General features: G+C 49.9%; 20 protein-coding genes. 2 read left to right on the forward strand and 18 right to left on the reverse strand.

The window, feature by feature from the left end:
* Window positions 1-64: 64 nt before the first annotated feature.
* From B5X72_RS08135 to B5X72_RS08160, 5 genes are all read right to left on the reverse strand, one after another.
* On the reverse strand, window positions 65-1240 hold the full coding sequence (locus B5X72_RS08135; RefSeq protein ID WP_079716342.1) for an acetyl-CoA C-acyltransferase: 1176 nt from the start codon (window positions 1238-1240) through the stop codon (window positions 65-67).
* A 2-nt stretch (window positions 1241-1242) separates the two neighbouring features.
* Window positions 1243-3666, reverse strand: a complete 2424-nt coding sequence (locus B5X72_RS08140; protein WP_079716343.1) for a 3-hydroxyacyl-CoA dehydrogenase/enoyl-CoA hydratase family protein — start codon at window positions 3664-3666, stop codon at window positions 1243-1245.
* Window positions 3667-3672: 6 nt separating this feature from the next.
* The gene (locus B5X72_RS08145) at window positions 3673-4107 is read right to left on the reverse strand and encodes a MarR family winged helix-turn-helix transcriptional regulator (RefSeq protein ID WP_079716344.1); all 435 of its coding nucleotides are present in this window, start codon (window positions 4105-4107) and stop codon (window positions 3673-3675) included.
* Window positions 4108-4584: 477 nt separating this feature from the next.
* On the reverse strand, window positions 4585-4926 hold the full coding sequence (locus B5X72_RS08155) for a hypothetical protein (RefSeq protein WP_139378598.1): 342 nt from the start codon (window positions 4924-4926) through the stop codon (window positions 4585-4587).
* Window positions 4927-5070: 144 nt separating this feature from the next.
* Entirely contained in the window at window positions 5071-5355 is a 285-nt protein-coding gene (locus B5X72_RS08160; RefSeq protein WP_317043105.1) for a YtxH domain-containing protein, read from the reverse strand.
* A 318-nt stretch (window positions 5356-5673) separates the two neighbouring features.
* Here B5X72_RS08160 and B5X72_RS08165 point away from each other — a divergent pair, with 318 nt between their 5' ends.
* Complete coding sequence (locus tag B5X72_RS08165; RefSeq protein WP_079716347.1) at window positions 5674-6603, forward strand: isopenicillin N synthase family dioxygenase; 930 nt, start codon at window positions 5674-5676, stop codon at window positions 6601-6603.
* On the opposite strand, the gene B5X72_RS08170 is transcribed toward B5X72_RS08165, so the two are convergent.
* Window positions 6578-7159 carry a thioredoxin family protein gene (locus B5X72_RS08170; RefSeq protein ID WP_233632529.1) on the reverse strand — a complete coding sequence of 194 codons (582 nt, stop codon included), beginning with the start codon at window positions 7157-7159 and terminating at the stop codon, window positions 6578-6580. The two genes, B5X72_RS08165 and B5X72_RS08170, sit on opposite strands and share 26 nt — an antisense overlap.
* Before the next feature lie 74 nt (window positions 7160-7233).
* Window positions 7234-7593: an MmcQ/YjbR family DNA-binding protein gene (locus B5X72_RS08175; RefSeq protein WP_079716349.1), complete on the reverse strand. Its 360-nt coding sequence runs from the start codon at window positions 7591-7593 to the stop codon at window positions 7234-7236.
* A gap of 226 nt (window positions 7594-7819) precedes the next feature.
* Between B5X72_RS08175 and dnaK the strand changes: the two genes are divergently transcribed.
* On the forward strand, window positions 7820-9733 hold the full coding sequence (gene dnaK / locus B5X72_RS08185; protein WP_079716351.1) for a molecular chaperone DnaK: 1914 nt from the start codon (window positions 7820-7822) through the stop codon (window positions 9731-9733).
* A gap of 98 nt (window positions 9734-9831) precedes the next feature.
* On the opposite strand, the gene B5X72_RS08190 is transcribed toward dnaK, so the two are convergent.
* The 11 genes from B5X72_RS08190 to B5X72_RS08240 all read right to left on the reverse strand — a co-directional run bounded on the left by B5X72_RS08190 (window position 9832) and on the right by B5X72_RS08240 (window position 25832).
* Window positions 9832-10743, reverse strand: coding sequence for a nucleotidyltransferase family protein (locus B5X72_RS08190; protein ID WP_079716352.1), 912 nt, complete (start codon window positions 10741-10743; stop codon window positions 9832-9834).
* An 81-nt stretch (window positions 10744-10824) separates the two neighbouring features.
* Window positions 10825-12369: a helicase HerA-like domain-containing protein gene (locus B5X72_RS08195; RefSeq protein ID WP_079716353.1), complete on the reverse strand. Its 1545-nt coding sequence runs from the start codon at window positions 12367-12369 to the stop codon at window positions 10825-10827.
* 90 nt (window positions 12370-12459) lie between these two features.
* Window positions 12460-13566: a glycoside hydrolase family 43 protein gene (locus B5X72_RS08200; RefSeq protein ID WP_079716354.1), complete on the reverse strand. Its 1107-nt coding sequence runs from the start codon at window positions 13564-13566 to the stop codon at window positions 12460-12462.
* Window positions 13563-14414 carry an alpha/beta hydrolase gene (locus tag B5X72_RS08205; protein WP_245826883.1) on the reverse strand — a complete coding sequence of 284 codons (852 nt, stop codon included), beginning with the start codon at window positions 14412-14414 and terminating at the stop codon, window positions 13563-13565. Before B5X72_RS08205 ends, B5X72_RS08200 begins: the two co-directional genes overlap by 4 nt.
* Before the next feature lie 71 nt (window positions 14415-14485).
* Entirely contained in the window at window positions 14486-16027 is a 1542-nt protein-coding gene (locus B5X72_RS08210; RefSeq protein ID WP_079716355.1) for a sulfatase, read from the reverse strand.
* 317 nt (window positions 16028-16344) lie between these two features.
* The gene (locus B5X72_RS08215; RefSeq protein WP_079716356.1) at window positions 16345-17019 is read right to left on the reverse strand and encodes a DUF3823 domain-containing protein; all 675 of its coding nucleotides are present in this window, start codon (window positions 17017-17019) and stop codon (window positions 16345-16347) included.
* 17 nt (window positions 17020-17036) lie between these two features.
* Complete coding sequence (locus B5X72_RS08220; protein WP_079716357.1) at window positions 17037-18869, reverse strand: RagB/SusD family nutrient uptake outer membrane protein; 1833 nt, start codon at window positions 18867-18869, stop codon at window positions 17037-17039.
* A 31-nt stretch (window positions 18870-18900) separates the two neighbouring features.
* On the reverse strand, window positions 18901-22041 hold the full coding sequence (locus B5X72_RS08225; protein WP_079716358.1) for a SusC/RagA family TonB-linked outer membrane protein: 3141 nt from the start codon (window positions 22039-22041) through the stop codon (window positions 18901-18903).
* Between the two features lie 130 nt (window positions 22042-22171).
* Entirely contained in the window at window positions 22172-23380 is a 1209-nt protein-coding gene (locus B5X72_RS08230) for an enolase C-terminal domain-like protein (RefSeq protein ID WP_217698112.1), read from the reverse strand.
* Between the two features lie 51 nt (window positions 23381-23431).
* Complete coding sequence (locus B5X72_RS08235; protein ID WP_079716359.1) at window positions 23432-24979, reverse strand: MFS transporter; 1548 nt, start codon at window positions 24977-24979, stop codon at window positions 23432-23434.
* 4 nt (window positions 24980-24983) lie between these two features.
* A complete protein-coding gene (locus B5X72_RS08240; protein WP_079716360.1) occupies window positions 24984-25832 on the reverse strand; it encodes a sugar phosphate isomerase/epimerase family protein in 849 nt (282 codons plus the stop codon).
* Window positions 25833-25836 lie beyond the last annotated feature (4 nt).

Below are 25836 nucleotides of genomic sequence, written 5' to 3' on the forward strand. Positions count from 1 at the left end.
GATTAAGGAGCAAGGACGTGGCTGGCTTCAATCTCAAATCCTTGCTCCTTATTCCCTAAGCCCCTCAAAACACCTCAAAAATCCCTGCTGCACCCTGTCCTGTACCCACACACATCGTCACCATGCCATATCGTTGGTTCCGCCGCTTCAACTCATGGAACAACTGTACCGACAATTTCGCTCCGGTGCACCCCAGCGGGTGGCCTAAAGCAATCGCTCCACCATTGACGTTGAGGGTATCCGTGTTGATGCCAAGCTCCCTGATGACAGCCAGCGATTGGGAGGCAAAAGCCTCGTTCAATTCGATAAGATTGATATCGTCTAATGCCATCCCCGCCATTTTAAGCGCTTTCGGGATCGCAACGATAGGGCCGATACCCATCATGCGGGGTGGCACACCGGCCACGCCATAGCTGACCAGCCGGGCAATGGGCTGCGCGCCCAATTCCTTCAGTTTCCGCTCGGATACGACCAGCACAAATGCCGCACCGTCTGATGTCTGGGAAGAATTGCCCGCGGTAACGCTGCCCCCCATCGCAAAAACCGGCTTCAACTTAGCCAGCGCTTCGGTACTGGTATCCGCCCGGGGACCTTCGTCGGTGTCTACGACATATTGCCGGCTGCTTATTTTGCTTCCATCGTCAAGATAGCGCTCCACAACAGTAATCGGCACTACGCCTTCCTTGAGCCTGCCATCCTTGATGGCTGCCAACGCTTTTTGATGTGATTGGAAGGCAAATATATCCTGATCCTCACGACTCACTTGATATGCTTTTGCCACGGCCTCAGCGGTAAGCCCCATATTCCAATACCAATCGGGGTGGTGCTTAGCCACCTCCGGGTTGGGCACCAGCTTCCAGCCACCCATAGGCATTCCCGACATCACCTCTACGCCACCCGCAATGATAGCGTCGGCCATACCTGTCCTGATTTTAGCGACAGCCGTAGCGATCGTCTCTAAACCAGAAGCGCAGTAGCGATTGATCGTCATACCGGGTACTTTGTCGGTATCCAGGCCCATTAATGAGATTAACCTGCCGATATTAAGGCCTTGTTCTGCTTCCGGCGTTGCGTTGCCCACGATGACGTCGTCTATCTGTTCTTTATCCAGGTTGGGTACCGAAGCCACCAGATGCTTAATCACATCGGCAGCGAGGTCATCCGCCCGCGTAAAGCGGAACACACCACGTGGCGCTTTACCCACCGCCGTACGAAACCCTGCTATGATGTATGCCTCCATATCTAATTTCTTAATGGTTTACCTTTGGTTAACATATGTTGGATCCGCTCCAACGTTTTCTTCTCGCCGCACAATGACAGAAATGCTTCGCGCTCCAAATCCAACAAATATTGCTCGGATACTTCGGTAGGTGACGACAAGTCACCGCCACACAGCACCCATCCTAATTTTTCAGAAATCTTTTGGTCGTGTTCAGAAATGTAATTTCCCGATCGCATCGAATTGGCCCCTACATAAACGATGCCCAACCCCTGTTTGCCCAGCACTTTAATGTCCGTACGTGGTACAGGCTGTGTATAACCTGCCTCAGCCAGTTCAATGGCTTTGGCCTTGGCATCAGCGAGCAGCCTGCTTCTGTTCATACTGATGGCATATTGGCCGGCCCGTAAGTATCCAAGTTCGGCTGCCTCTGCCGCCGAGGTCGATACCTTGGCCTGCCCAATCGTGAGGAAGCGCTCACGCAGTACGTTCTGCTCAATCTGCCCATCTTTAAACTCGTCAGACGCTCGAAGTGCGAACTCCTTGGATCCGCCCCCACCAGGAATGACGCCCACACCGAACTCTACAAGGCCCATGTACGTTTCGGCATGGAGCTGTACAAAATCGGCATGCATGGAAAATTCGCACCCTCCGCCCAGCGTGAGTGCAAACGGTGCGGCGACTACCGGAATGGCCGAATAGCGCAAGCGCATGGACATATCCTGAAACGTCTTCACAGCCCTGTTTAGTTCGTCGTAATCCTGCTCCACCGCCATCATGAAAATCATACCGATATTGGCGCCCGCAGAAAAGTTGGAACCATCGTTGCCGATGACCAGGCCCCGGAAATCCTTTTCGGCCAACGCTATGGCCTTATGCAATCCTTGGATAACATCCCCGCCTATCGTATTCATCTTGGTATGAAACTCTGCATTGAGGATACCATCGCCCAGATCGACAATGGTCAGCCCACTGTTCTTCCATACCGTCTTTTGCCCGCGGAGATCGTCCAAGATCAGGAAGGCCGCTGTACCGGGGATAGGCTTGTACGACTTGCTTTGGATGTCATAGTAATGCCTTATCCCCTGTTCAGTCTTATAAAACGATTCATGCCCAGCCGCCAGCATCTCATGAACCCACGTAGCCACTTCGCCGCTTTGGCCCGGTATCCGTTTTTCTTCGGCCTTGATTTTTTCAAGCGTTTCTTTCACGCCAAGCGCGTCCCATACCTCAAACGGACCGAGCTCCCACCCGAAACCAGCACGCATCGCATCGTCTATGCGGAAAAATTGATCTGTAATTTCCGGCACACGCCGTGATACGTATTCAAACAGCGGGTAATGCATAGCACGGAAAAGCATACCTGCATTATCCGTCCCCTGCTCATATACTTTCATGCGTTTGCGGATGTCGTCTACCGGCTTGGTCGCTTCCAGTGTGGCAGACTTTACCTTCTCCTGCCGGCGATACTCCAACGTCTTCAGGTCCAGCGCCAATATCTCGCTGTTTCCTTTGTCGTCCTTAATTTTTTTATAAAAACCCTGGCCGCTTTTTTCACCCAGCCATCGGTTTTCCACCATTTGCCGGATATAAGCTGGCAACTGGAATACTCCGCGGGCCTCATCGTCTTTTGCATTCTCAGCCAGTCCATTGGCTACGTTCACCAGCGTATCCAACCCGACAACGTCAGCCGTACGAAACGTCGCAGATTTGGGATGCCCCATCGCCGGGCCGGTGAATTTATCTATTTCCTCAACAGTGAGACCGAGCTGATCAACCAAGTGCGTAAGGGCCAGCATGGAATACACACCGATACGGTTACCGATGAATGCGGGCGTATCTTTACAAAGCACGGTCGTTTTACCAAGGAATTTGTCGCCGTAATGCATGAGGAACTCCACAATCTCCGGTTTGGTATCCATTGTGGGAATGATTTCAAGCAGACGCAGGTAACGCGGCGGATTGAAGAAATGCGTGCCACAGAAGTGGGCTTTGAAATCGTCATTTCGCCCTTCAGCCATCAGGTGGATAGGGATACCTGAAGTGTTAGAAGTAACAAGTGTGCCGGGCCTGCGGTACTGCTCGACCCTATCAAAGACCTGCTTTTTAATATCCAGCCGCTCCACAACCACCTCAATAATCCAGTCTGCCGTATCAATTGCAGCCATATCATCATCAAAATTTCCGGTGGTAATCCGTTTGATAAGGTGTTTGCTAAACACGGGCGACGGGTTGCCTTTTATAGCCGCTTCGAGCGATTGATTGACAATGCGGTTGCGTACCGTTTTACTTTCCAACGTCCGCCCCTTTGCCTCTTCAACGGGAAGCAGTTCACGGGGCACGATGTCAAGAAGTAATACTTCTACACCGATGTTGGCAAAGTGGCAGGCGATGCGCGAGCCCATTACGCCCGAACCCAGTACCGCTACTTTTTTGATGCGTCTCATGATTATCTATTCTTCTGGTTTGTATTGTGCTGCCAATTGATTGATGCGTTTCAACAAATGGACGGCAGCCGTTCGTTCTTCCTGAGACAGGTGCTCATCCAGGTATGCATTGAATTTCCGCACCACGTCCTTAGCTTGTTCTCTTTTTGCTTTCCCCAGTTCCGTTAAAAAAACCTTTACCGAGCGCTTGTCGGCACGGTTGGTCTCTCGGTATATCAACCCCATGGCCTCCAAATTGTTGAGGATACGTGATAAACTTGTCGTCTTCACGCCCAAGAGGTAAGCAATTTGCGACACCGGCGTCCCCTCTTTATGAATATTGATAAGCACGTAACCCGTCGCCTGGGTAATCCCGAAACGGGCCGCAATCTGGTTGTATTTATTGGCTGCGGATTGCCATGCTGCCTTTAAATAGTAATCAATGGTATTATCATCATTCATATTGGCCAGCAATCAAATTATTATGCATGCATAGCAAATTTATAGGATAATAAGTTCAGATGCAAATTTTTTATGGGAAAACTGCATTCTTCGATAAGCAGTGTTTTTAGGTAACTTTCGGGTGTGAAGGCAATCGAAGATGGTGATACCTGGCGCTTTTCAATTCGGTTTTCGTGGGCGGGGACAGCCTGTTGGCCACCGCCCGGGAAACCTTTATTACGTGGAAATCATCGATGGCATCGCCGTTACCACCAAGTTTACATTTGTCGACGGCAAATTGGTTGAACAATCCGTCCACAAGATGGATTTCGAATCTCGCGAAATAAAAAGACTGGAAAAAGAAGTTCGCCGTAACAGACTAAGAACCTTTATGAAAAATTCCGCTGATTAACAAGACTTTGACTTCCGTGGCATCCTTGTTCTTTAATCGTTACATCCAGCCTATGGGCTCCATTGCAGTCCTTTGAATAATCGTACTCAATCCATTTCATCAGCCTTCCTTTGTGCCAACCGTCTAATGGAAAGGTTTGTCAATAGGTTTTTAATACGATCTCGAAAGCAAACCCCAAGGCCCAACAGGACCAAATACAAACCGGCTACCGCAAGGAAGCCAAAAGAAACGCGTCCGAATAGTTCACCTATGTAGTATCCCAAGGCCAAGCTGAGAAAGAACAGCACGAACACGCTTGCGATTAACCCTGCCGCGCGCTCAACAGCCTTGAGCCGAAATATCCTTAAACGGGTATCCCGGTAATCCGCAAGTTTTCGAAATATGCCTTTCAGTGGAAATTTGCTTTCTGTAGCTTGTTCTTTCTGCATGTGCTTGGCTAATGGATTTGGCCTATGGCCAAAAAACAACAAATAAACTTTCATCGCCAGGCTATGCAGCCTGTACGACAATCGATATATGTTTCTGGGAAGCCCTCTTTGCCGGACTGGGAACGTCCGTGGGCCGTCAGCTCATTATACGGAAGCAGGTTCGTCCGCGTCTTGTTCTACGCGTTTTGCGGCCTTGCTGAGCTTGGTTTTCAACGCTGCCAGCGCTTTTTCCTTGAACTCACGCAGGTGTTCGGTTTGCTCGGCGGAGCTTTCTTTGAGTGCCTTGGTGAGCTTCTTTACCGAAGTATTTAATTCATCACGGGTTTCCGATCCCTTTTTTGGTGCCAATAAAAGCCCTGCGGCTGCCCCGGCAACCAGTCCGGCCAGCAGGGCTGTTACGATTTTTGTGTTGTCGTTCATACTCATCATGTATGTATTTAATAGTTTAACAATTAAGCCGAACAGCATTAATAATTTATCGCTGGTTTTACCCCAACATTCGACGCTGTTGCTGCTATTTTGGCTCAAAATACAAAAAAAAACGGGGAAGAGGCAAATAATGCACGCATAAAATTCAAAAAAACCGCACAACCGTAGGCAAAACGGCCCCATTGTTCAACTATTGTTATTAATAAATAAAATCAGAAAACCGATCGCCAAAAACAACTAACAGCACAAAATAGCGCATGGAATACCATGGTCGTAAATTGAAAAACCGTTATCTTTACCTGAAAAATAAGCACGTTTATGACACCTACAATAAACATCCCACGACTGGATCTACTCCATTATACGCAAGGAACTACCGACCAACGCCACCAATTCTCCAAGGAAATCGGCAAAGCTTTTAATGAGACCGGCTTTGTTACCATTGCTAACCATGGCATGGATAAGGCATTAATTGACGAATTGTATGCTGTGGTCGAGGCTTTCTTTGCCCTGCCGGAGGTCACCAAATTGAAGTACGAAATCCCGGGGCTGGCGGGACAACGCGGTTATACATCGAGGGGCAAGGAAAAGGCTAAGGACGCCACAGTACCCGACCTGAAGGAGTTTTGGCAACGGGGACAGGACGACAACCCGGCGGTAAATGAGCTTCCACGCTTCGATGAGATCACCGGTGAAGTCTACCGCCGCCTGGAATCAGCTGGCCGCGAGCTGCTTAAGGCCATTGCTGTTTACCTGGACTTGCCGGAAGATTATTTTGAAGGAAAAGTGCACCAAGGCAACTCCATTCTCAGGGCTATCCATTATTTTCCCATCGATGAGCCCGATAGCCTTCCCGATGATGCGGTACGGGCAGGGGCACATGAAGATATTAATCTGATTACCCTCCTTATCGGGGCGAGCGCCGATGGATTGGAAGTACTGACCCGTGAAGGCACATGGTACCCTGTCAAGGCGCATGGCGAAGACATCGTGGTCAATGTAGGTGACATGCTGCAACGGCTTACCAATAATAAGTTGAAGTCGACGACGCACCGCGTGGTCAATCCGCCGCGCGAACAGATGAAAACATCGCGTTATTCCGTACCTTTTTTCCTGCACCCAAAAGCCGACATGAGCCTGGCCGTGCTGGAGTCCTGTATAGGAGCAGATAATCCCAAAGCGTATACCGATATAACGGCTGGGGACTACCTGGACGAGCGGCTTAGAGCGATCGGACTGAAGATGTGATGTCGCTAAGCAAGCGCGTCAGCTCTTGTTGTACGGCATGCCCCTTATCCTTGTTATACCAATTCTGAAGGGCTATTTTTTGGGTCTCGAAGTCGGCGCCCTCCGCTCTCAGGCGTTCGTATAATTGCTGGCAATCTGTTGGCCTCGGCCCCCACACCGCCAAGTCGTCCCCTTTGTCGTCGCGGATTATCAACTTGGGAATCGATTTGCCTCCATTGGTTAAGTATTGCTCGATGCGGAATGGGGGCGAGTCCCTTAGCTCATACGCAACGCTAATTAACGCATTATGCTGGGCCATCAACTGGATGAAAGGCACGGTATGCGCCGCATCCCCACACCACGGCTCCGTGATAATCACCCAACGCAGCGGCTGGGCAATACCTTCCAGCACTTCCTTCGTTTCGTCCGCCAACACGCCCTTTTTCAGCCAGCGGTGCATCCGCGACCAATTCAACTTCGTATACTCCATATAAGCCGGATTGTCATAAGGTCCGGCAGGCGCAGGATCATGCAGAATACGTTCAAATTCGATCAAATAACGCGCGAAATCCATCATTGAAAAAATTATCGGCAAAGGTAATGGAATGGTAGAAGAAAATGGTCGACGTAATGTCATAACCATTGCGTTGTCTATGCACGCTTTAATGCTTCTCGATCTTGTTTGCGTAAACCGGCCACGACCAGTTCATAGCTATGGCTGATAAGGTTTTCCAACACCCCATCACTTAATTCGCCATTGCAGACCACCTCGTTCCAATGGCGCTTATTCATATGGTACGCTCCTTTTATGGTATTGGGGTGGCGTTCCCGCAATTCAACGGCATATTCGGGATCACACTTTGCACTGAAGGACAGCGGCTGGCTATCCAATGGCGTGAGCAAAAACATTTTGCCGGCCACCTTAAACACCAGTATTTCCGGCCCGAAAGGGCAGCTCTCCGTAACCCCTGGTTTGCTGAGGCAATAATCACGTAGTTGTTCGATGTGCATTGTTAAAAACGGAACTGGATATCCGGCGTTGTAAAATTAACACCTTAAACTTGAAATTTAAAATCACCCGGTTCAAAATGACACATTGTCATGACGACGTCATAGATATAATGACGGTTCTCACCATCCTACGCCTAATTGGTGCCAGAAAAACGATTGGCACAAGGCTTGTTAAACCATTATGAAACATATTGATTTATCATCAACGTAGAAAAGGAACATAGATATGGCAAAAATTATTGGAATCGACTTAGGAACTACCAACTCTTGCGTAGCCGTGATGGAGGGTAATGAGCCGGTAGTCATTACGAACAACGAAGGAAAGCGAACTACGCCTTCGATTGTGGCTTTCGTGGAGAATGGCGAACGCAAAGTAGGTGACCCTGCGAAACGCCAAGCCATTACCAATCCAAAGAAGACCGTGTACTCCATCAAACGGTTTATGGGTACCAATTACGACGAAGCCCGTAAAGAAATTGAGCGTGTACCGTACTCCGTTGTGAAAGGTGACAACAACACCCCCCGCGTGGAAATCGACGACCGCAAATATACACCGCAAGAAATTTCTGCAATGATTTTGCAGAAAATGAAAAAGACTGCGGAAGATTTTTTGGGCCACGAAGTAAACGAAGCGGTTATCACCGTACCGGCATACTTCAATGATGCGCAACGCCAGGCAACGAAAGAAGCTGGTGAAATTGCTGGCTTGAATGTAAAACGTATTATAAACGAACCGACCGCAGCAGCACTGGCATACGGATTGGACAAGTCCAACAAGGACATGAAAATCGTCGTATTCGACTGCGGGGGTGGTACACATGACGTATCTGTACTGGAGCTGGGAGACGGTGTATTTGAAGTAAAATCGACAGACGGTGACACTCACCTGGGAGGTGATGATTTTGACCAAGTCATCATTGACTGGCTTACCGATGAATTTAAAAACGACAACAACGGGTTCGACCTCAGCAAAGACCCAATGGCTTTGCAACGCTTGAAAGAAGCTGCTGAAAAAGCCAAAATCGAGCTTTCAAGTTCGTCATCCACTGAAATCAATCTGCCATACATCACGGCGGACCAAACCGGACCGAAGCACCTGGTCCGCACATTGAGCCGTGCCAAGTTCGAGCAGTTGGCTGACGATTTGATTAAACGCACCATTGAGCCTTGCAAATCAGCATTGAAAAATGCAGGCTATTCCCCATCGGATATCGACGAAATCATCCTTGTGGGTGGTTCTACCCGTATCCCTGCTATCCAAGATGCGGTAAAAAAATTCTTTGGTAAGGAGCCTTCGAAAGGCGTGAATCCGGATGAAGTAGTAGCCCTTGGTGCAGCGATACAAGGTGGTGTATTGACCGGTGAAGTAAAAGACGTGTTACTCTTGGACGTTACCCCACTTTCATTGGGTATTGAAACCATGGGTGGTGTCATGACCAAGCTCATCGAGGCCAATACGACTATCCCGACCAAAAAGTCGGAAGTATTCTCTACGGCATCAGACAACCAACCTTCTGTGGAAATCCACATCTTACAAGGTGAACGGCCCATGGCTGCGCAAAACCGGACCATCGGACGCTTTCACTTGGATGGTATCCCGCCCGCACCGCGCGGTGTACCCCAAATCGAGGTAACATTTGATATCGATGCAAACGGTATCCTCCATGTGTCGGCCAAAGACAAAGCTACGGGCAAGGAACAAAAAATCCGTATCGAGGCTTCTTCCGGTTTGACCGACGACGAAATCAAGAAGATGAAGCAGGAAGCGGAAGCCAATGCTGAGGCAGATAAAAAAGCGAAAGAGGAAATAGAAAAACTCAACGCCGCTGACGCCTTGATCTTTTCCACTGAGAAACAGTTGAAAGAATATGGCGACAAAATCGGCGCTGAGAAAAAGTCGCCCATCGAAGATGGCCTGAAGAAGTTGAAAGAAGCTTATGCAGCTAAGGACTTCGCAGCTATCGACGCCGCACAGGCCCAACTGCAAACAGCTTGGAACGCCGCTTCGGAAGACATGTACAAAGCTTCGCAAGAAGGAGCCGGGCCGCAAGCTGACGCCGGCCAATCGGCTGCTGGCAGCACCGGCGGCGACGATGTGACTGACGTAGAATATGAAGAAGTCAAGGACGATAAAAAGTAAAAGTCCAAGCCGGACGGTACTTTAGCAGTTACACAAAAAAACCTCGGAGGATAATCCTCCGAGGTTTTTTTACGTCCAGTCTCCGGCAGCTTCCGGTTTTAAAACAACTTCTCCGGATATACACCATCCTTCACCAATTGTGCAATGTTCTCCTGCACGATGGGTTTATCTTCCGGATAAGTAACACCAAACCATTTCTGTGAGGTAGGAATGACTTTAAAACGCGCCTTACCCTGCTTGATGAGTTCGTCAGCCACTTTAGGAATCAGAAACTCCGATTTCGGGTTATCTTCATTGGCCGGCACGAATGCTTTGAACAATTCTTCGCTGACTCCGAAAATCGCAGGTGTGAATCCCCAAAAATTCATCGAAACGCGGCTGCTCTGCGGCAATTCCGTCTCTACGCCATCTTCCTCGAAGAAGATACGTTTTTCGCCGTCAACCTCCTTAAAATAAACTTTTAACCGCTCATTAATCTCGGTCATATTCCCATTATCATCAACCTTGCACACACCTCGTGATACCGACCCATGTTCGGACAATGTCTTGTCGATTTGATAGCCCATTAACGAAAATTTATCGTCAGCTACCTCATCACTGAGGAACTTTGCCATTTTCTCAAAAGCCTCATAACCATAGAAGTCATCCGCATTAATCACACAGAACGGTTCGTTTATTTGATTGCGTGCAGATAACACAGCGTGTGCCGTACCCCAAGGCTTGGAACGTTCAATCTCCCTATTGATACCAAACGGCGTTAGATCATAACGCTGGAAAACGTAGTCTGTCTCGATCTTACCTGCCAACTTGGGTTCAAAAATCGATTTGAATTTATCGGCAAATTCTTCGCGAATGATGAAGCTTACTTTTCCAAATCCTGCCCTAATCGCGTCATAGATGGAATAGTCGATAATCGTTTCGCCATTAGGCCCGAACGGGTCAATCTGTTTCATACTTCCGTAGCGGCTGGCCATTCCGGCCGCAAGAATCAACAAGGTGGGTTTACTCATCGTTGGAAAAATTATGGTTATTGAATTAAAACTTATTCACTGATGCCAAATTGATGCCAAATATATCATTCACCTACTATCTTAACGTTTTCTCCGCAACATAGCAGCCAAGATGCCGTTGGCAATCTTGCCCAATAATTTTGCCCCTTCCCTGGCCAACGTTGTGGTGGCTGCTTTTTGCGCCGCTTCAAGGGGCGTTTGCCGGCTACGCGTCCGGCCGCCCCGCTTCGCCGTTTCGCGGTTGGTTCCATCCTTAGCTGTCTGAATCGCGTGCGCACGCATCTTATCCTCCAATATTTCCGCCGCGCTCCGTCTGTCCACGGGCTGGTGGTATTTGGCATAGAAGGGAGAAGTGTCTACCAGCTTAGCGTACGTGTGTGCGTCAATAGGGCCCATCGTTGCACGCGGCGGGATAAGGTGTGTAGCCACTACTTCGGTAGGGATTCCCTTTTCATTGAGTACGGTGATCAGCGCTTGTCCTGTGCCAAGCGATGTCAATACCCGATCTATCTCGTAAAAATCTGACTTTGGGTAGGTCTTTACCGTTTTCCTTAGTGCTTCGGCGTCATTGGGGGTAAACGCCCGCAAAGCGTGTTGCACGCGGTTGCCCAGCTGCCCCAGCACACTTTCGGGGACATCCATCGGCGACTGCGTACAAAAGAATACACCCACCCCTTTTGAACGGATGAGCCGAACGATTTGTTCTACTTGAGCAAGAAATGCTTTTGGCGCGTCCTTAAATAGCAAATGGGCCTCGTCGAAGAAAAAAACTAATTTCGGCTTGTCCAAATCGCCCACCTCGGGCAGCTTTTTAAACAACTGTGCCAGCAGGCTCAACAAAAACGTCGAAAACAATACCGGCTGTTGCTGAATATCCGAAATGTTCAGCAGGCTAATCACGCCTTTACCGTCCACCCTTTCAAACAGATCATTGATATCAAATTCTTTTTCACCGAAAATACCGGACACATCCTGTTGTTCCAGCGCGACCAGCTTACGCAGTATGGTTCCAGCAGTACTTCCGCTAATGCGGCCATAGCTGTCTTTGATTTCTTCGGCTCCGGCTCCGCCGGTGAGGTAATTGAGCAGTTTCTTTAAATCGGCGAAATCGACCAACGGCAGCTGGGTATCTTCTGCATACTTGAACAACGCCGCCAGCACACCGGTTTGGGTATCATTCAATTCCAGGATTCGCCCAAGCATTACTGGGCCGAAATCTTCCACCGTAAGCCGCATGGGATTGCCAACGTTGCCAGACAACGAGAATAGCTCCACTGGAAAGCCGGACGGCACGAAGGGCCACTCCAACGCGTCTCCCCGCTCCACTAAAGCCGGATTTGGCCCGCCCGGCTGGTGCAGGCCGGAAAGGTCGCCTTTTACATCCAGCAAAAACACCGGTACTCCCGCATCCGATAGTTGTTCGGCAATCAGTTGTAAGGTACGTGTCTTGCCGGTACCCGTAGCGCCCGCAATCAGGCCATGGCGATTCATCATCTTCAAGGGAAGTTTTACCTTCGCCTGGGCTACTATTTCCCCATCGAGCAGACCTGCCCCAAGGAAAATAAAAGCCCCCTTTGGATTATATGAGGCTGTTATCTTGTCGATAAATTCGGCTTGATTTCCCATAAATGAGCGACGAATATGATGGGTGAAAGCTACGCACTTCCTTGGGTAAATCCAAATAGCGGGCCGTTAAATTTGCGGTTTTTTTACCGCTTATCGTGTCGTCGGACCCAAAACGGTCAATACCCCATGCTCATCTATTTCCATCTCGTCGATGAATACCATCCGTTCGTCACCGGTCTTTTTGGTACGACCGTGGTACACACACAGCATCCGGCCATCCGGCAGGAATACCACACTATTGTGGCCCGTACCCGTTACATCACCACCCTTTGCCGTGTTTTTCTCCAGCACCGGATTGTTAGCCGCCTTGGTGTAAGGCCCCAGCGGATGTTGCGCAGTAGCATAGCCCACAGCGTAATGCTCTCCAGCAAAATGGTTCGCTGAGTACATCATGTAATACGTATCGCCATGTTTAAATGCAAACGAACCTTCCGTCCAGCGGCGATTGACTTCGCGGCCAGTCACCGAGCGGCTCTCCCATTCGGCCTGGGCATCGTCCATCCTCACAGGTGGGCGCAAGAGCAATACCGGCTCGCCGATGACACCTGAAAAGTCCGGCTTGAGCTCCACGCCATACACCCAACTTTCTTCGATTTCGTCAAACCATCCTTTGTGCTTTGCCCACTCGGCGACTTCGCTCTTTACGGGATGCTTGTAGCAACAGCGGGAGTAATACAAATATACCCGTCCATCCTCTCCAAAATAGACATTGGCATCGATGATCGGATAACCGGGGTCGAAGATGGGGTGGTTATATAGGTCGATAAAAGGCCCTGTGGGCTTGTCCGCCACGGCAACGCCAATACGGAAGTTTTCCAGTTCCTTACCGGGATTATCTTTCCATTGCGCGCTATAAAACATATAAAATTTGCCCTTATGCGCGTATACTTCGGGTGCCCAATATGCCCCACCCCAGGCAGCGGTGGAATCGCTCCAGCCATTTTCGTTGCCAGCGTCATAAACCTGGCCTTCGTTCTTCCAGTCCGACAGATCGGCAGACGAATAGACTGCAAAACCATGCTTGGCACCACCTCCCGTCCCATACATATAATAGCGGTCGGTTGCGTCGTCATAAATGACATAAGGGTCGCCGAAAGCGACATTCAAAGGGTTTTGAAATGAAGATAAAGCTTCCTGTGCGCTACCGACATATGGCATCGCGAATAAAACGCTGGCAATAATTATACGGACATTCATTTGACTGATTTTTTTGTCAATTCGTTTACATGGTGGAGCAAGATATGGAATCCGGGTGCGGCCATGGCACCATGGTCAAAACCATCCAGCTCGTAAAGGTATACGTGCTGATGGCCGGCGATCTTCATCATCCGGTAGAAATAAGCACTCTCTTCGTACCTGCCCAATAGCTCCAGCTCACGGTCTCCCGATACCAGCACCAGCGGCGGAGCATCGCCGCGCACATGAAACAGCGGTGCGTATTCATCCACGATGGGCTGGGTCTCTTTTATCCCTTGCTCCGCGCGGATGGTCATGTGCGTGATCGCATGGCCGCTGAAGTCGATAATCCCCGCAAGTTTGTCAGCATCCACGCCGTACTGGCGCAGCCAGGATTTGTCCAAGCCCACCATCGCAGCGAGGTACCCGCCTGCGGAATGGCCGGTTGCGAATATTTTGTCGGCGGTTCCGCCGTATTCACCGATGTGCTGAAATACCCAAGCTATCGCTGCCGCAGCGTCATCGATGTACGCCGGATTTTTGACTTTCGGGCTTAGGCGGTAATTGACCGCCACTACCGCTATACCTTTTTCCTTCAGCTCCTGCGGGATAAACTTCTCTCCACCCGTGATCCCGCCGCCGTGAAACCACACGACCGTTGGAAAATCTTTCGTCTGCTCTGGATAATAAACATCAAGCACACAACGCTCACGGATGTAATCATCCGTGCTATCCGGGCGGTAGTTGACATTTTGCACCAGACGATAGGTGGTGGGCACCGCTGCTTGTTGCGCATATGCAGTCAGTACAAAAGCAACCAGACACCAGCCCATCACCATTGAGTAATATGTTTTTTTGTTGATAGTCATACTTAGCTATTTTGATTCCAACTTGGACATTGAAATCGCTAAGGTACACAATGCCGCTGAAAATGGGAAACCTACTCCCTACGCGGGCTTTGCGGGCGCGGGGGCATCGCTGCCGGGTGCCGCCCGAGCATTGCCTGAAGCGTAGCCCTTACCTCGGGTTGTTCATCAGCGATGTTCTTTAGCTCCATTGATCCGCTGTGGTAATCATACAGTTCGTACTCCGGGGCCTCCTCGGCGCCATCGAGTTTCGTCCACTCCACCAAGCGGTATCGGTCGGTACGGACAGCCCTCCCCAATCGGCCGCCCCTTGGGAAACTGTGGTAAGCATGATCGCGGATATGACTTCCGGGGTCTTTGAGCACGGGCACCATGCTGACTCCATCGATCGGCTGCCGGACATCCGGTGCTGGCAGTCCGGCGAGTTCCACCAATGTCGGGTAAATATCGACCGTTTCCGACAGCTGATCGGTATGCGAGCCCGCACGGGTGACGCCCGGAGCCGATATGACCAGCGGAATACGGTTAGCCAATTCATAATTGACATGTTTGGTCCACATCCCCATCTCCCCAAGCATATAGCCATGGTCGCCCCAAAGCACTACGATCGTATTATCATCGAGCCCGAGCGCCGCCAGTTCATTCAACACCTTGCCAATTTGAGCATCGACGTAGCTAACACCCGCGTAATAACCATGAATCAGCTTACGCGTGAGGCTATCCGGAAACGGTGCCTCAGTCACGGTCGTTGGGATCGGCACATACTGGTCGATTTCGTCGCCATATTTCACGGCATACGACGGCGCTCCCTCCGGCCGTACGTTGTGTTGCGGCAGAGGGAGCGCGCTTTCGTTATACATATCCCAGTACTTTTTCGGCACCGAAAAAGGAAGGTGTGGCCGGGCAAAACCGACAGCAAGGAAAAAGGGGCGATCCGCATTCACTTTCCGGTCCCTAAGCCGCTCGATGGCCCGATTCGCGATACGCCCATCCGCATAAGCATCATCGGCAACGTCCGGTGATTCCCAAGCCGATCCCCTGGGCAGCGATCGGGCGTATCCCCACTCCATATTGGAAAACAAGGCCTCTTCACGCGTAAACCCGTCTTTTTTACTGACCGAATCCACATACTCGATGACCAAATCCTTATGATGCGGCACACTCCAGGAGGCGGTATCGTCATACGTATTGTGCCCCACATGAAACACCTTGCCCATTGATTCCGAGTGATAGCCGTGTTGCTTGAAATACTGCGGCAATGTCACCGCATCGGGGTAATGGTCGCGACAATCACTCCCGAAGTTATAAATTCCTGATGAGGTAGATCGGCTACCGAGCAAGAGGTTGTACCGGGAAGGGCCGCAAACGGCTTGGTTGGCATACGCCCGTTCAAACAGCAGGCTTTTTGAAGCCAGCTTATCCATGTTGGGCGTAAAGGCGATGGTGTCTCCATAGGCTCCGAGCGCAGGGCGCAGGTCGTCAACGAGGATTAGCAGGATGTTGGGCTTTTCCGTTTTATGTGCCGCAGTACAGGAAATGCCAAGCCAAAAGCCGACAATGGCGCATACCGTTATCCATTTGGCGTATCCGTGTCCTGGCTTATGATTACGTATCATTATAGTAATTTGTTTTAGCTAAGTCTCCATGACGCGTGTTGTCTGTAAAGCTACAAAACATGAACGTTGTACCACGACTAATTCAAGAGCTTCAGCAATTCCATTTCGAAGTTGCTCTCGCTAGGCCGGTAAAAATCGTCACCAAACACCAGGGCAATAATCGGCAAGATAATGAAAATTACTTTCATAGCTCATTATTTTTTGTATGTCAACAGGTGGGCATTTTTGCGCCGTACGTGCATATTCCATCTGCCGATATAAAGGTAACCGCTATCGCCCATTTTTGACGATAGCGGTAAAATCATAAGAACGAATAATCATCGCAATTGAACCACCTGCGAATAAATCGCCTGATCCTTACCCGCAGGGCGCAATCCTACTCGGGCGAACAAGGCCCGGCCCGAATTGAAGTCGGCATTATTCGTCAGGTCAAGTGATCCGGTGATGGTGCTTCCCTCGGTCACGTCATTGATATCGAGCCGGGCAGTGTACGACACATCATCGACGAAGGACGTTTTGCCCACCAAAATCATCACATATTCAATGTCCCTGCCACCTGCTACTTCGTTGATTTGAAACGAAGCATTCGCGCTACTACCACTCAGCGACAGCTGTACATTGGACAAGGTATAAAACGGCGTAACCGGCACATCCACGTTGGCCGTACCCCTTAAATTCACTATCGTCGTATCACGGTCATTCACCCACGGGCCGTTGTTATCCCGGGTAACCAGTTTGTATTCGCCATCAAATACTCTTGCCTCAAAGGTACCATCTTGCCCCACGTAAACCGGAATAGGGTTGCGCAACTCGTATCCATCTTGGTATAGCTGAAGCTGGACCGCCTCACCTGTACCACGTACCCCGATAGGCTCGCCATTGTAGACCACACGTCCATATATCGTCGACTCCGGCGCATCATAATTATCCAGTCCGCAACTGCTTACCGCAACGACCGCGGGAAACAGTAACATATTTAAATATCTTCTCATTGTCTTTCAAATAAAATTTACTGAAACGGATTTAATACAATCTTCGGGTTTGCGTTTTGCCACGCCAGGTCGATGAAGTTATAGTAATTTCTTAATTCAAAGAATCGTGGATGCAACGAGTTGCTAAACGTCAACCTGTCGAACACATATTTGCCATCATTCGGTGTACCGGGAGCGACCACCAGGTAGGGAAACAATGCCCAATGCTGGGCCGTTGGGCTATTGACTACGCCATTCCATACAATATGGGCCCGGCGCCAACGCTTCAAATCCCAATACCGATGATCCTCGAATGCAAACTCCACCCGGCGCTCCTGTATGATATCATCCAACGTCACGGAGGTTAACGGCTGTATGCCAGCACGCTCGCGTACTTGGTTGATGTAACCAACCGCTACTGGCTGCTGACCCAATTCCATCGCAGCTTCGGCAGCAATCAGCAACGCTTCGGCAAAACGGAAGCGGGGGAACCACATCTCGCTGTTGCGTCCGCGGGTGGACGCCCCGGCCGCCTCGTCCAAGAATTTACGGAAGAAAAAGCCGGTTTTGTTGATGTATTGCTCATTAGAGCGGTTGGGGCCATTGGATGAGGTAATCAAACGCCCTTGCCCATCACGTTCTCCAGGTTGTCCTGCAATGGTTTGCCAAGCACCATTGCTCCAGACTTTCTGACCTGCCTGCAACTCAACAGGCGTTCCTTTAAATACCGCATTGGGGGTGATAACAGAACCGCCCAACCTGGCGTCCTTATTTGCGAACGCATCAGCCGGATCGTCATAGAAAATATAGTTCCCTTGATTGTCCCGGATTTGGATCGAGCCATCCCTATTATTTACATATTCGAAATCCTCGACCAGATTGAGTATCGGGCCTGCAGCAGCACGATCGATATCCTCGGCGTGTGACCCTGGGATATTCTGTGTGGTAAAGCCAACGGTCTGTCCCGGATAACGGTAATCTCTTGCCCAAATCACTTCCGTATTATTATCCTTGACACTTGTCGCCTCATAAAAATTGCGCTCCAAATCGTCAGGTTTGTTTAGTTGAAGCTGATACGGGCTGTTGTTAATCACTTCTTGTGCCGCTGCTAATGCTTGTTGGTAATATCCTTCCGCGTGTTCAGCCGAAATCCCTACTTCGCCACCAGCTGTGCGAATTGGGCTACTCATCTTATTGTTATAATTCGCTAATGATCCCGCATAGATGGCCGCACGGGCCTTTAACATCAAAGCAGTCCATTTATTTGCCCTTGCAGAATTGATGGTCTTTTCCTCATCGAGCATGGCGGATACTGCGTCACATTCTTCAATGATGTAGTCATATATCCCCGCCTCAGTGGAACGCGGATATTGCAACGTTGTGATGTCCATACCACCTTGATAGTCGAACACCTCATCACCTACGATCGGCATGCCTCCCAAACCACGAGCCATATTGAAATAGGTCCATGCCCGAAGAAACCTGACTTCTCCTTCGTATACCTGCTTCTCAGTATCAGTTATTACCGTAGTGGCGCGGAGGCTTTGAAGAAACTGGTTAATGTTACGGATTAACGTGTAATCATATACCCGCCATTGGGCATTATCGTAATTCTGAATATTATCTGGCCCACCATCGGACTTACCGGCTTCATCTAATACCGTGTACTGATACCAGTCGCCGATATGTTGGCTCCAGGTTACACGACCATAAAAGTTAGCCAACACCGATTCGATCATGATGGCATCACTAAATACCTGATCATCGGTAAGAATTTCGTCGGGTTCGCGTTCAAGGAAATCTGAACAGCTACTGACGCATGTCAGTCCCCCGGCCAACAACAATACGTTGAATATGCTTGACTTTTTCATAATGATTGCTTTCTTAAAAAATGTTCAACTACTAGAATCTGACATTAAGTCCAAAATTCAGAATCCGTAAAGTAGGATATCCCAATCCGTTAGTAGCATCCATTTCAGGGTCGATGCCAATCAGATTGGTTAATGTAAATAGGTTCTGGCCGGAAAAATACACCCGAACGCCCGTAAGGGAAAGTGGCTCTAAAACGCTCGACGGCAATGAATAACCGAAATCCAGATTGCGGAGTTTGATATACCGAATGCTCTGTTTCCAAAAATCGCTGTTCCAGTAATTGCTATGCGCACTATTGCCGATCAGGGGCATCGGGTACTTACCGGGAACCAACTCACTGTTGGCATCCCAGATATCGGACAGTTTCCATGCATCATCGAAGTAGTATTGCGGATTGTTTCCTCCATCATGGAACGGGTTACGCATTTCCCATTCTTTATAATAGGTAAACATGCCACCACCCGAGAAATCTAGAGCCAAATCGAACCCTTTGTAAGTGAATGAAAAATTCAATCCGAAATTGAGGGCGGGTGTTTCGTTTTGGCGATAGCCAATTGGACGCTCGTCCAACCCGTTGATTACACCATCTCCGTTGAGATCTTTATACTTGATATCGCCGGGGCGCAAGGTACGGTTACCCTGCCGATCATTATCAATCGGCCAGCTGGCAATTTCCTCCCAGCTTTGAAATTGCCCATCAGACTGTAACCCCCAGTTCAGATGGCCAAAGCGCTGTACAATCGAGTTTCTATATACGTCCCACGAGTTGCTGAAACGCGGTTTGTAGCGATCCCAGTCATAAAACCGGGAGTACGTAACGTTACCTCCCAATGAGTAAGTCAACTCACCTGCCCGATCGCTCCAGCGTACCATTGCTTCATAACCGCGGTGCATATCAGAGTTCAGGTTCTCGTTGGGTAACCCGAATCCAACTTCGTTTGGCAACAGCACATCATATCGTGCTGCTGGTAACCCGGTACGCTTACGTTGGAAAACTTCGACAGTAGTCGTCAATCGGTTACGGAGGAATGCGGCGTCGAAACCGATGTTGGCTATCTCCGCTCGCAACCAGGATAGCGTCGTTACTGGAAGTCCTCGAGGTTGTGTACCAACAACATAGCGCCCGTCAATGACCGATGAAGACACGTTCACCCAGTCGCCATTCGCATTCCTATATCGTTTATAATTGTAACCACTCATGTAGTCGAAGGGGTTATATCCAGGCGTGTTGTCATCGCCAACCAAACCAAATGACCCTCTCAATTTGAAATAGTTAACCACGCTCCCCAGCTTACTGTCTTTCCAAAATGACTCTTCGGAAGCCACCCAGCCACCCGTCACTCCAGGAAAGAAACCCCAGCGATCATTGGGCGGGAATTTCCAAGACCCGTCATAACGCCCGATAAACTCTATTAAGTATTTGCCTGCATAATCATAATTGACTTTTCCAATGTATCCGATTCGTGCCTGTGGATTCTCACCCACATCATCATAGGTATCCATGGTTTCATAGTCGATCAAATTCAATGCATTGGAAGTCGGTATCGAGTGTACCCATGTAGTCGGTTCCTTTCTTAGTATGGTCTCCACACCACCAACTACTGCGAGATTATGGTTGTTGAATGACTTGACATAGTTCAATTGCACGTTGGACGTCATTTCTTCCTTGTGGCCCATACGACGCTCGCGCCACGGGTTGTTGTTCTCGAATATTACAGGATACGTGTCAGTAGCTTCGTCATAGCCATATAGTTTATACGTATACTCGTGGTTATCCAACCGCTGATTTTCGAAAAAGTAACCGACGAGCGCCCTTGCGGTTAGTCCATCGAGGATATCATATGAAGCATCAAAATTTAACTGAGCCACACGTTTTGTATCCTGGAACTTACCGGATAAGTCGTAGGTCAGCCAACCGAAATTAGTGCCTGGGTCATTCGACGTCAGTGTGGGATATTCGGGGTTATCGTTCGCAAATGGGCGCACCGTGGGCAAGTTGCGGAATGTGCCGAAGCGGGGCAGCCACAGGTCGTCGCCTCCAGGCACACCAGGGTTTACTTTTTGTTGGTGCCGTGCATTGAAAGTCATCCCTACGCGAAAGCGTTCAGAAATATCTGATGTAATACCCATTTGGACATTTGTCCGTTTGAAACCACCGTAATTTACAATGACGTCGTTCTGATTAAGATGGCCCAAGCTGAAATAGTAGTTGATTTTGTCTGATCCACCTGAGACGTTAGCATTAAGATAAGCTTGCGGAGAGGTTTCCCAAATGTAATCATACCAGTCAAACGGCACATAACCTTTCTCCGTACCTTGGCGCCATTTCTCCAAATCCTCGGCATCATAACGATAATTAGTCGCCCCTTGTACGGTTTCGGATTGGATGTAATTCTCGACGTAGGTCACTGCATCCGCTGGCTTTGGAAATGTAGATAAATTCTGAAATCCATAGTTTGATGTCAAGCTGATGGTGTTTTTTGTGTTTTGTCTGCCCCGTTTAGTCGTCACAACAATAACGCCGTTGGCCGCTCGCACTCCATAAATCGCTGCGGAGGCATCTTTCAAAACAGAAATGGATTCAATATCATTGAAATCCAAGTTATTGAATTGTTCGGCGTCTTTTTGCACGCCGTCGATAACGTATAGGGGGCTGCCCATGTTACGAATTTGGATGTTGGTGGTCGCACCGGGCCGTCCATCCGTTTGCCGGAAATTCAAACCAGGGATTTTGCCGACTAAGGCACCTGACGTAGTTGATGCCAGTGAACGACTGATGTCCTCCGCATTTATCGTTGATATTGAACCTGTCAATGATGCCTTCTTCTGCGTCAAGCCGAACCCCGTCACCACCACTTCTTCCAGCGACTCGGACGATGACGTGAGCGCTATTGACACCGTGTTCTGCGAGGCTTCCACAGCAACCCGTGCTTCCTCATACCCGAGGAAGTAGACCAACAGGGAGTCGCTCCCCGAAGCCACTTCAATGGAAAAAGTCCCGTCCGCTCCCGAGGAAGTGGTTCGCTGGCTACTCTGCACCCGAATGGTCGCTCCGCCAATCGGTGATTGATCCGCCGCATCCCTTACCGTCCCCGTGATGGAGCGGGTTTGGGCCATTGCTATGGATAGTCCAACGCACCATAGCAACGATACAAGTAAAGCTTTACTCATAATTGTTTTGTTTTAATTGTTTATAACTGTATTGGTCAACCGGACTTCGAAACGCTATTTCAAGTCCGCAAAATGGAACCTATTTCTCCCGGGTGGCAAAAACAGGTTCCTGAAAAGATTTTTAGCTACTTCAACGCAGTAACGCCATGCCAAATCCAGGCGCAGCAGGTGGAATCAGCTCACCGTCTTTAATCGTATATCCACTGAGATCCACGTCATCTGATGTACTCGTGACACCCTCGATTGTTACGGTATTCCCAAGGCCTCCAGCCAAATGGGCCGTATAGTAAGATTTCAACAACGAGCCCCAAGCATGGGGCGATGCTTGCACCTTATATTGAACCAACTTCGGCATGAGCTTCCGCCAATTGGTGAATCCAAGCCCCTCGATATCGGTAAGGTGGACATCCATGAGCTTTTGCTGCATCAATTCGTCGAGCAGCGCTGGATCGGGGTCGGCTTCACCATCGGCAAGCAGGCTTTTGACATTTGCCCGGCTCATCCAGTCGCGCAATTTCCGGTAGTCGTCAACGGTTTCGTGAAAAGGCTCTTCGATCCAGAACAGTGGAATGTTACCGATTCCCTTGAGGTATTCGATAAACTCGTGAACGGTGAAGCCGTTGTTGCCGTCTACCAAAATATCGCAGTCGGGAAACGCCGCCGCGACGGCCTTCGTCACCTCAACATCCCGTGCCAGTCCGTCTTTGTACGACATCCACCGGTGGCCGCGCCCGATCTTCAGTTTGAACTGCCGGTAGCCGTAGTCGTAGTCGTAGCGGCAGTTAGCAAGCACCTGGTCGATTCCCCCCGGCGCGTGGGCGGGCTCCAGGTCGTCGAAGTAAATCATGCCGCTGTAATACTTCGTGGTAAACGGCTGCTCACGGCCCAACAAGGCGTATACGGGCTTATTAAGCACAACCCCGGCCAAATCGTGCAACGCCATATCGAATGGGAGATAACGCTCGTCCGTAATGCCCATGGCTACCTGAAACACATCCGAGAGTTTCTTTCCTACCAGCTCCGGCACGACACGTTGCGCCCCGCCACGGCCACCGCGAAGTGATGCCCAGCCCTTAGCACCCCGGTCTGTCGTGATGATGCAGATCTCATTTCTTATGCCATACCCATGTAGATCGAGCCGGGCGTTCTTCCCGACAAGCCGGGGGTATTGCAACCGTACGTCGCCAAACGTGATCGATTGAATGGTGTGATAAGCAAGTTCATCCTGCATACGTGCAGATTGGCCGTCCATGAAGAGCGCTGCAAGTGATGGCTTTGCTACCAAGCTCAATGCAGCCCCCGCATTCAGTGCATGGATAAATTTTCTTCTGTTCATCATAATCGGGTCGTTTTTAACAATTGGTTTATCACTTAATTTTCGTTACTCCGTTTAATGAAAACTTTCCGGTGGGTCTTCAAGGACGACGGGTTTATATCCTCCCTGCGCCCTGAAGTACAGGACAAGTCCGAGATAAAATAGAAACATAAACATCGGCAGTATCGACACGGTAGATAGTGCCGATTTTTTTGCTTCGTTCTCCACGCCGGCGATGATGTCCAGCGTCTCCGTGTCTGCCTGCGACAGTTTTTCTTGGTTTAAGGATTTATACTCGCCAAAGATGCTCCGCTTAACCTCCGTAACATACTCGCTGTAATAGGTGGTATGGTGCTCCAGGTCGTATGCCTGTAGTGTCGAATCGATTTCGCTATCCTGCACGGCTCCCAAAAAAACGGCGCCGATAATGCCTACGCCTAACTGCCCCACCGCACTGGTGATGTTCAGCGCCAAAGCACCGCCCCGGGGGAACTGCTCGGACACCACGCCCAACATGGTGCCCCACAGGTAAGTCTTGCCCACGGCGTAAAATCCCGCTGCCAGCAAAATAGTGGCTCCTGCCGAAAAAGATAGCCACTGTAAGCCTACCGCTGATACCAACGCGCTGATCGCAAGGATGCCTAAGGGCGACATACGCTTGGTGACCACCCCTGTATAGAGGCGGAGCACGGTCATGATGATCGCGGTAAACACCAATACCCATCCACCCTGAAAACCGAGCTTCTGCATTTCCGGCGTCATGAGGTCTGTGATCCAGCTATCCGTACCCAATTCCATCGTAGCCAAGGGCACCATGACAAGCAGCAGCACGACCAACAGCGGCCTGCCCAATGCTTTCAGGTAAAATCCCACAAACGCCACTACAACGACAATGACCAGCAAACTGACCGCCGTACCCCAACCCAGCAAATTACCCAATTCGAAGGCGCATAGGCTCGTAATGATGAGAAACCCCAATACGCCCACTTCCCGAAGCATGTCGATATATCTCACGCCCGCTTTTACACGCTCATTGACCGGAAAATGTGCATTGAATATCAATGCACCGTACGCCATTGTAGGCAACAGAATAAACAACATCATGATCCGCCAGTCGACCTCGAGGTGGAGCAGCGTGATCCCAAACAGGCCGGCGATGGCGATGCCCATCGGCCACCCGGCATGCAGGATATTCAGCCATTTGGTCTTTTCCCGCGGATACATACTGGCCACCACCGGATTGATGACAGCCTCGGCGGCTCCATTGCCCAGCGCAAACAGGAATGTACCGAAATAAAGCATCCAGTAACCGTTGGCGAAAATGGTCAGCAAGACGGAAGCTGCGTGGCAGATGAACGCAAAAATCATGGACTTTTTATAACCGATCTGATCAATCACTAGGCTGAACAAAACAATGCTCAACGCAAATGGCCAGAAACTGACCCCAAAAATCTGTCCCTGCTGGGTCTTGCTCAGGTCAAAGCGGATGCCCCACTCATGCATCAGGTATGAGCGGAATACAAACCCGAAGGCTGAAGCGACCAACACCATGAAGCATCCCCAGAAAAGTGTTTTGCTGGGTGTCTCCGGGTGCTGGGCGTTTTGTATGGTTGTAGGACTCATCAGGTTAAGCGGTAAATGTTTTCTTCAGGAAAGCAAATCCTTCTTCGGCCAGTTCGTCGGCACTGGCGGCCAACGGTCTCCATATGCTGGCCGCTCTCGCCAATTCTTTGGATGGCGCACCAAACGTTTCGATAACCAAGCTACCCTGGTAACCAATGGTCTGGAGTGCATCGCAGATACCGACCCAGTCGAGGTGGCCTGTGCCGGGTGTACCCCGGTCGTTTTCGTTGGCTTGGATATGGGCCAACCGGCTACCCAGTTTGATAATGCTTGCCGGAATATTTTTTTCTTCGATATTGCTGTGGAAGGTGTCCAGGAGGATCTTCAGCTGGGCACTCCCCACCTCATCCACGAGCGCTATGGCTTGGTCAACCGTGTTAACCATATCGGTTTCAAATCGATTTAGTGGCTCCAACGCCAAGGTCACACCGAGCGCCTCGGCACGCTGCACCGCTTGGTACAGGTTATCGAGGCACCACTGGCGTTCTTGCTGTTTCTGTCTCTCTGGAACCAACCGCGTCTTGCCCACGGCTGAGTATAATGGTCCGCCGAATAGCGGGCTTTCCAATTCGCTGGCGATTTCGAGGCAATCGATGATATAGGAAAGCCCGTTGGCCCGGATCTCGGGCAGTTCATTGGAAATATCGCGGTCCATGCCAAACGCGCCGCTGACGGTGACGCTCAGGTCCATTTCCCGGCAGGTTTTCCTTAAAACAGCCCAATCGATCAATTCCCGATCTTCCACAGCAATCTCGATAACATCATAGCCGATGTCTTTGGCTTTGCGCAAGATGTCAAACGACGCCGTTGAAAACGGTGAAACCCAAACAAACGTGCTTATTCCTATATTCATCGTA

Source organism: Parapedobacter luteus, assembly GCF_900168055.1.
Classification (GTDB): Bacteria; Bacteroidota; Bacteroidia; order Sphingobacteriales; family Sphingobacteriaceae; genus Parapedobacter; species Parapedobacter luteus.

Excerpts from the sequence above, each read along its gene's own strand:
- B5X72_RS08135 (WP_079716342.1), bottom strand. The coding sequence starts at position 1,240 with ATGGAGGCATACATCATAGCAGGGTTTCGTACGGCGGTGGGTAAAGCG.
- B5X72_RS08140 (WP_079716343.1), bottom strand. The coding sequence starts at position 3,666 with ATGAGACGCATCAAAAAAGTAGCGGTACTGGGTTCGGGCGTAATGGGC.
- B5X72_RS08145 (WP_079716344.1), bottom strand. The coding sequence starts at position 4,107 with ATGAATGATGATAATACCATTGATTACTATTTAAAGGCAGCATGGCAA.
- B5X72_RS08155 (WP_139378598.1), bottom strand. The coding sequence starts at position 4,926 with ATGCAGAAAGAACAAGCTACAGAAAGCAAATTTCCACTGAAAGGCATA.
- B5X72_RS08160 (WP_317043105.1), bottom strand. The coding sequence starts at position 5,355 with ATGATGAGTATGAACGACAACACAAAAATCGTAACAGCCCTGCTGGCC.
- B5X72_RS08165 (WP_079716347.1), top strand. The coding sequence starts at position 5,674 with ATGACACCTACAATAAACATCCCACGACTGGATCTACTCCATTATACG.
- B5X72_RS08170 (WP_233632529.1), bottom strand. The coding sequence starts at position 7,159 with ATGATGGATTTCGCGCGTTATTTGATCGAATTTGAACGTATTCTGCAT.
- B5X72_RS08175 (WP_079716349.1), bottom strand. The coding sequence starts at position 7,593 with ATGCACATCGAACAACTACGTGATTATTGCCTCAGCAAACCAGGGGTT.
- dnaK (WP_079716351.1), top strand. The coding sequence starts at position 7,820 with ATGGCAAAAATTATTGGAATCGACTTAGGAACTACCAACTCTTGCGTA.
- B5X72_RS08190 (WP_079716352.1), bottom strand. The coding sequence starts at position 10,743 with ATGAGTAAACCCACCTTGTTGATTCTTGCGGCCGGAATGGCCAGCCGC.
- B5X72_RS08195 (WP_079716353.1), bottom strand. The coding sequence starts at position 12,369 with ATGGGAAATCAAGCCGAATTTATCGACAAGATAACAGCCTCATATAAT.
- B5X72_RS08200 (WP_079716354.1), bottom strand. The coding sequence starts at position 13,566 with ATGAATGTCCGTATAATTATTGCCAGCGTTTTATTCGCGATGCCATAT.
- B5X72_RS08205 (WP_245826883.1), bottom strand. The coding sequence starts at position 14,414 with ATGACTATCAACAAAAAAACATATTACTCAATGGTGATGGGCTGGTGT.
- B5X72_RS08210 (WP_079716355.1), bottom strand. The coding sequence starts at position 16,027 with ATGATACGTAATCATAAGCCAGGACACGGATACGCCAAATGGATAACG.
- B5X72_RS08215 (WP_079716356.1), bottom strand. The coding sequence starts at position 17,019 with ATGAGAAGATATTTAAATATGTTACTGTTTCCCGCGGTCGTTGCGGTA.
- B5X72_RS08220 (WP_079716357.1), bottom strand. The coding sequence starts at position 18,869 with ATGAAAAAGTCAAGCATATTCAACGTATTGTTGTTGGCCGGGGGACTG.
- B5X72_RS08225 (WP_079716358.1), bottom strand. The coding sequence starts at position 22,041 with ATGAGTAAAGCTTTACTTGTATCGTTGCTATGGTGCGTTGGACTATCC.
- B5X72_RS08230 (WP_217698112.1), bottom strand. The coding sequence starts at position 23,380 with ATGATGAACAGAAGAAAATTTATCCATGCACTGAATGCGGGGGCTGCA.
- B5X72_RS08235 (WP_079716359.1), bottom strand. The coding sequence starts at position 24,979 with ATGAGTCCTACAACCATACAAAACGCCCAGCACCCGGAGACACCCAGC.
- B5X72_RS08240 (WP_079716360.1), bottom strand. The coding sequence starts at position 25,832 with ATGAATATAGGAATAAGCACGTTTGTTTGGGTTTCACCGTTTTCAACG.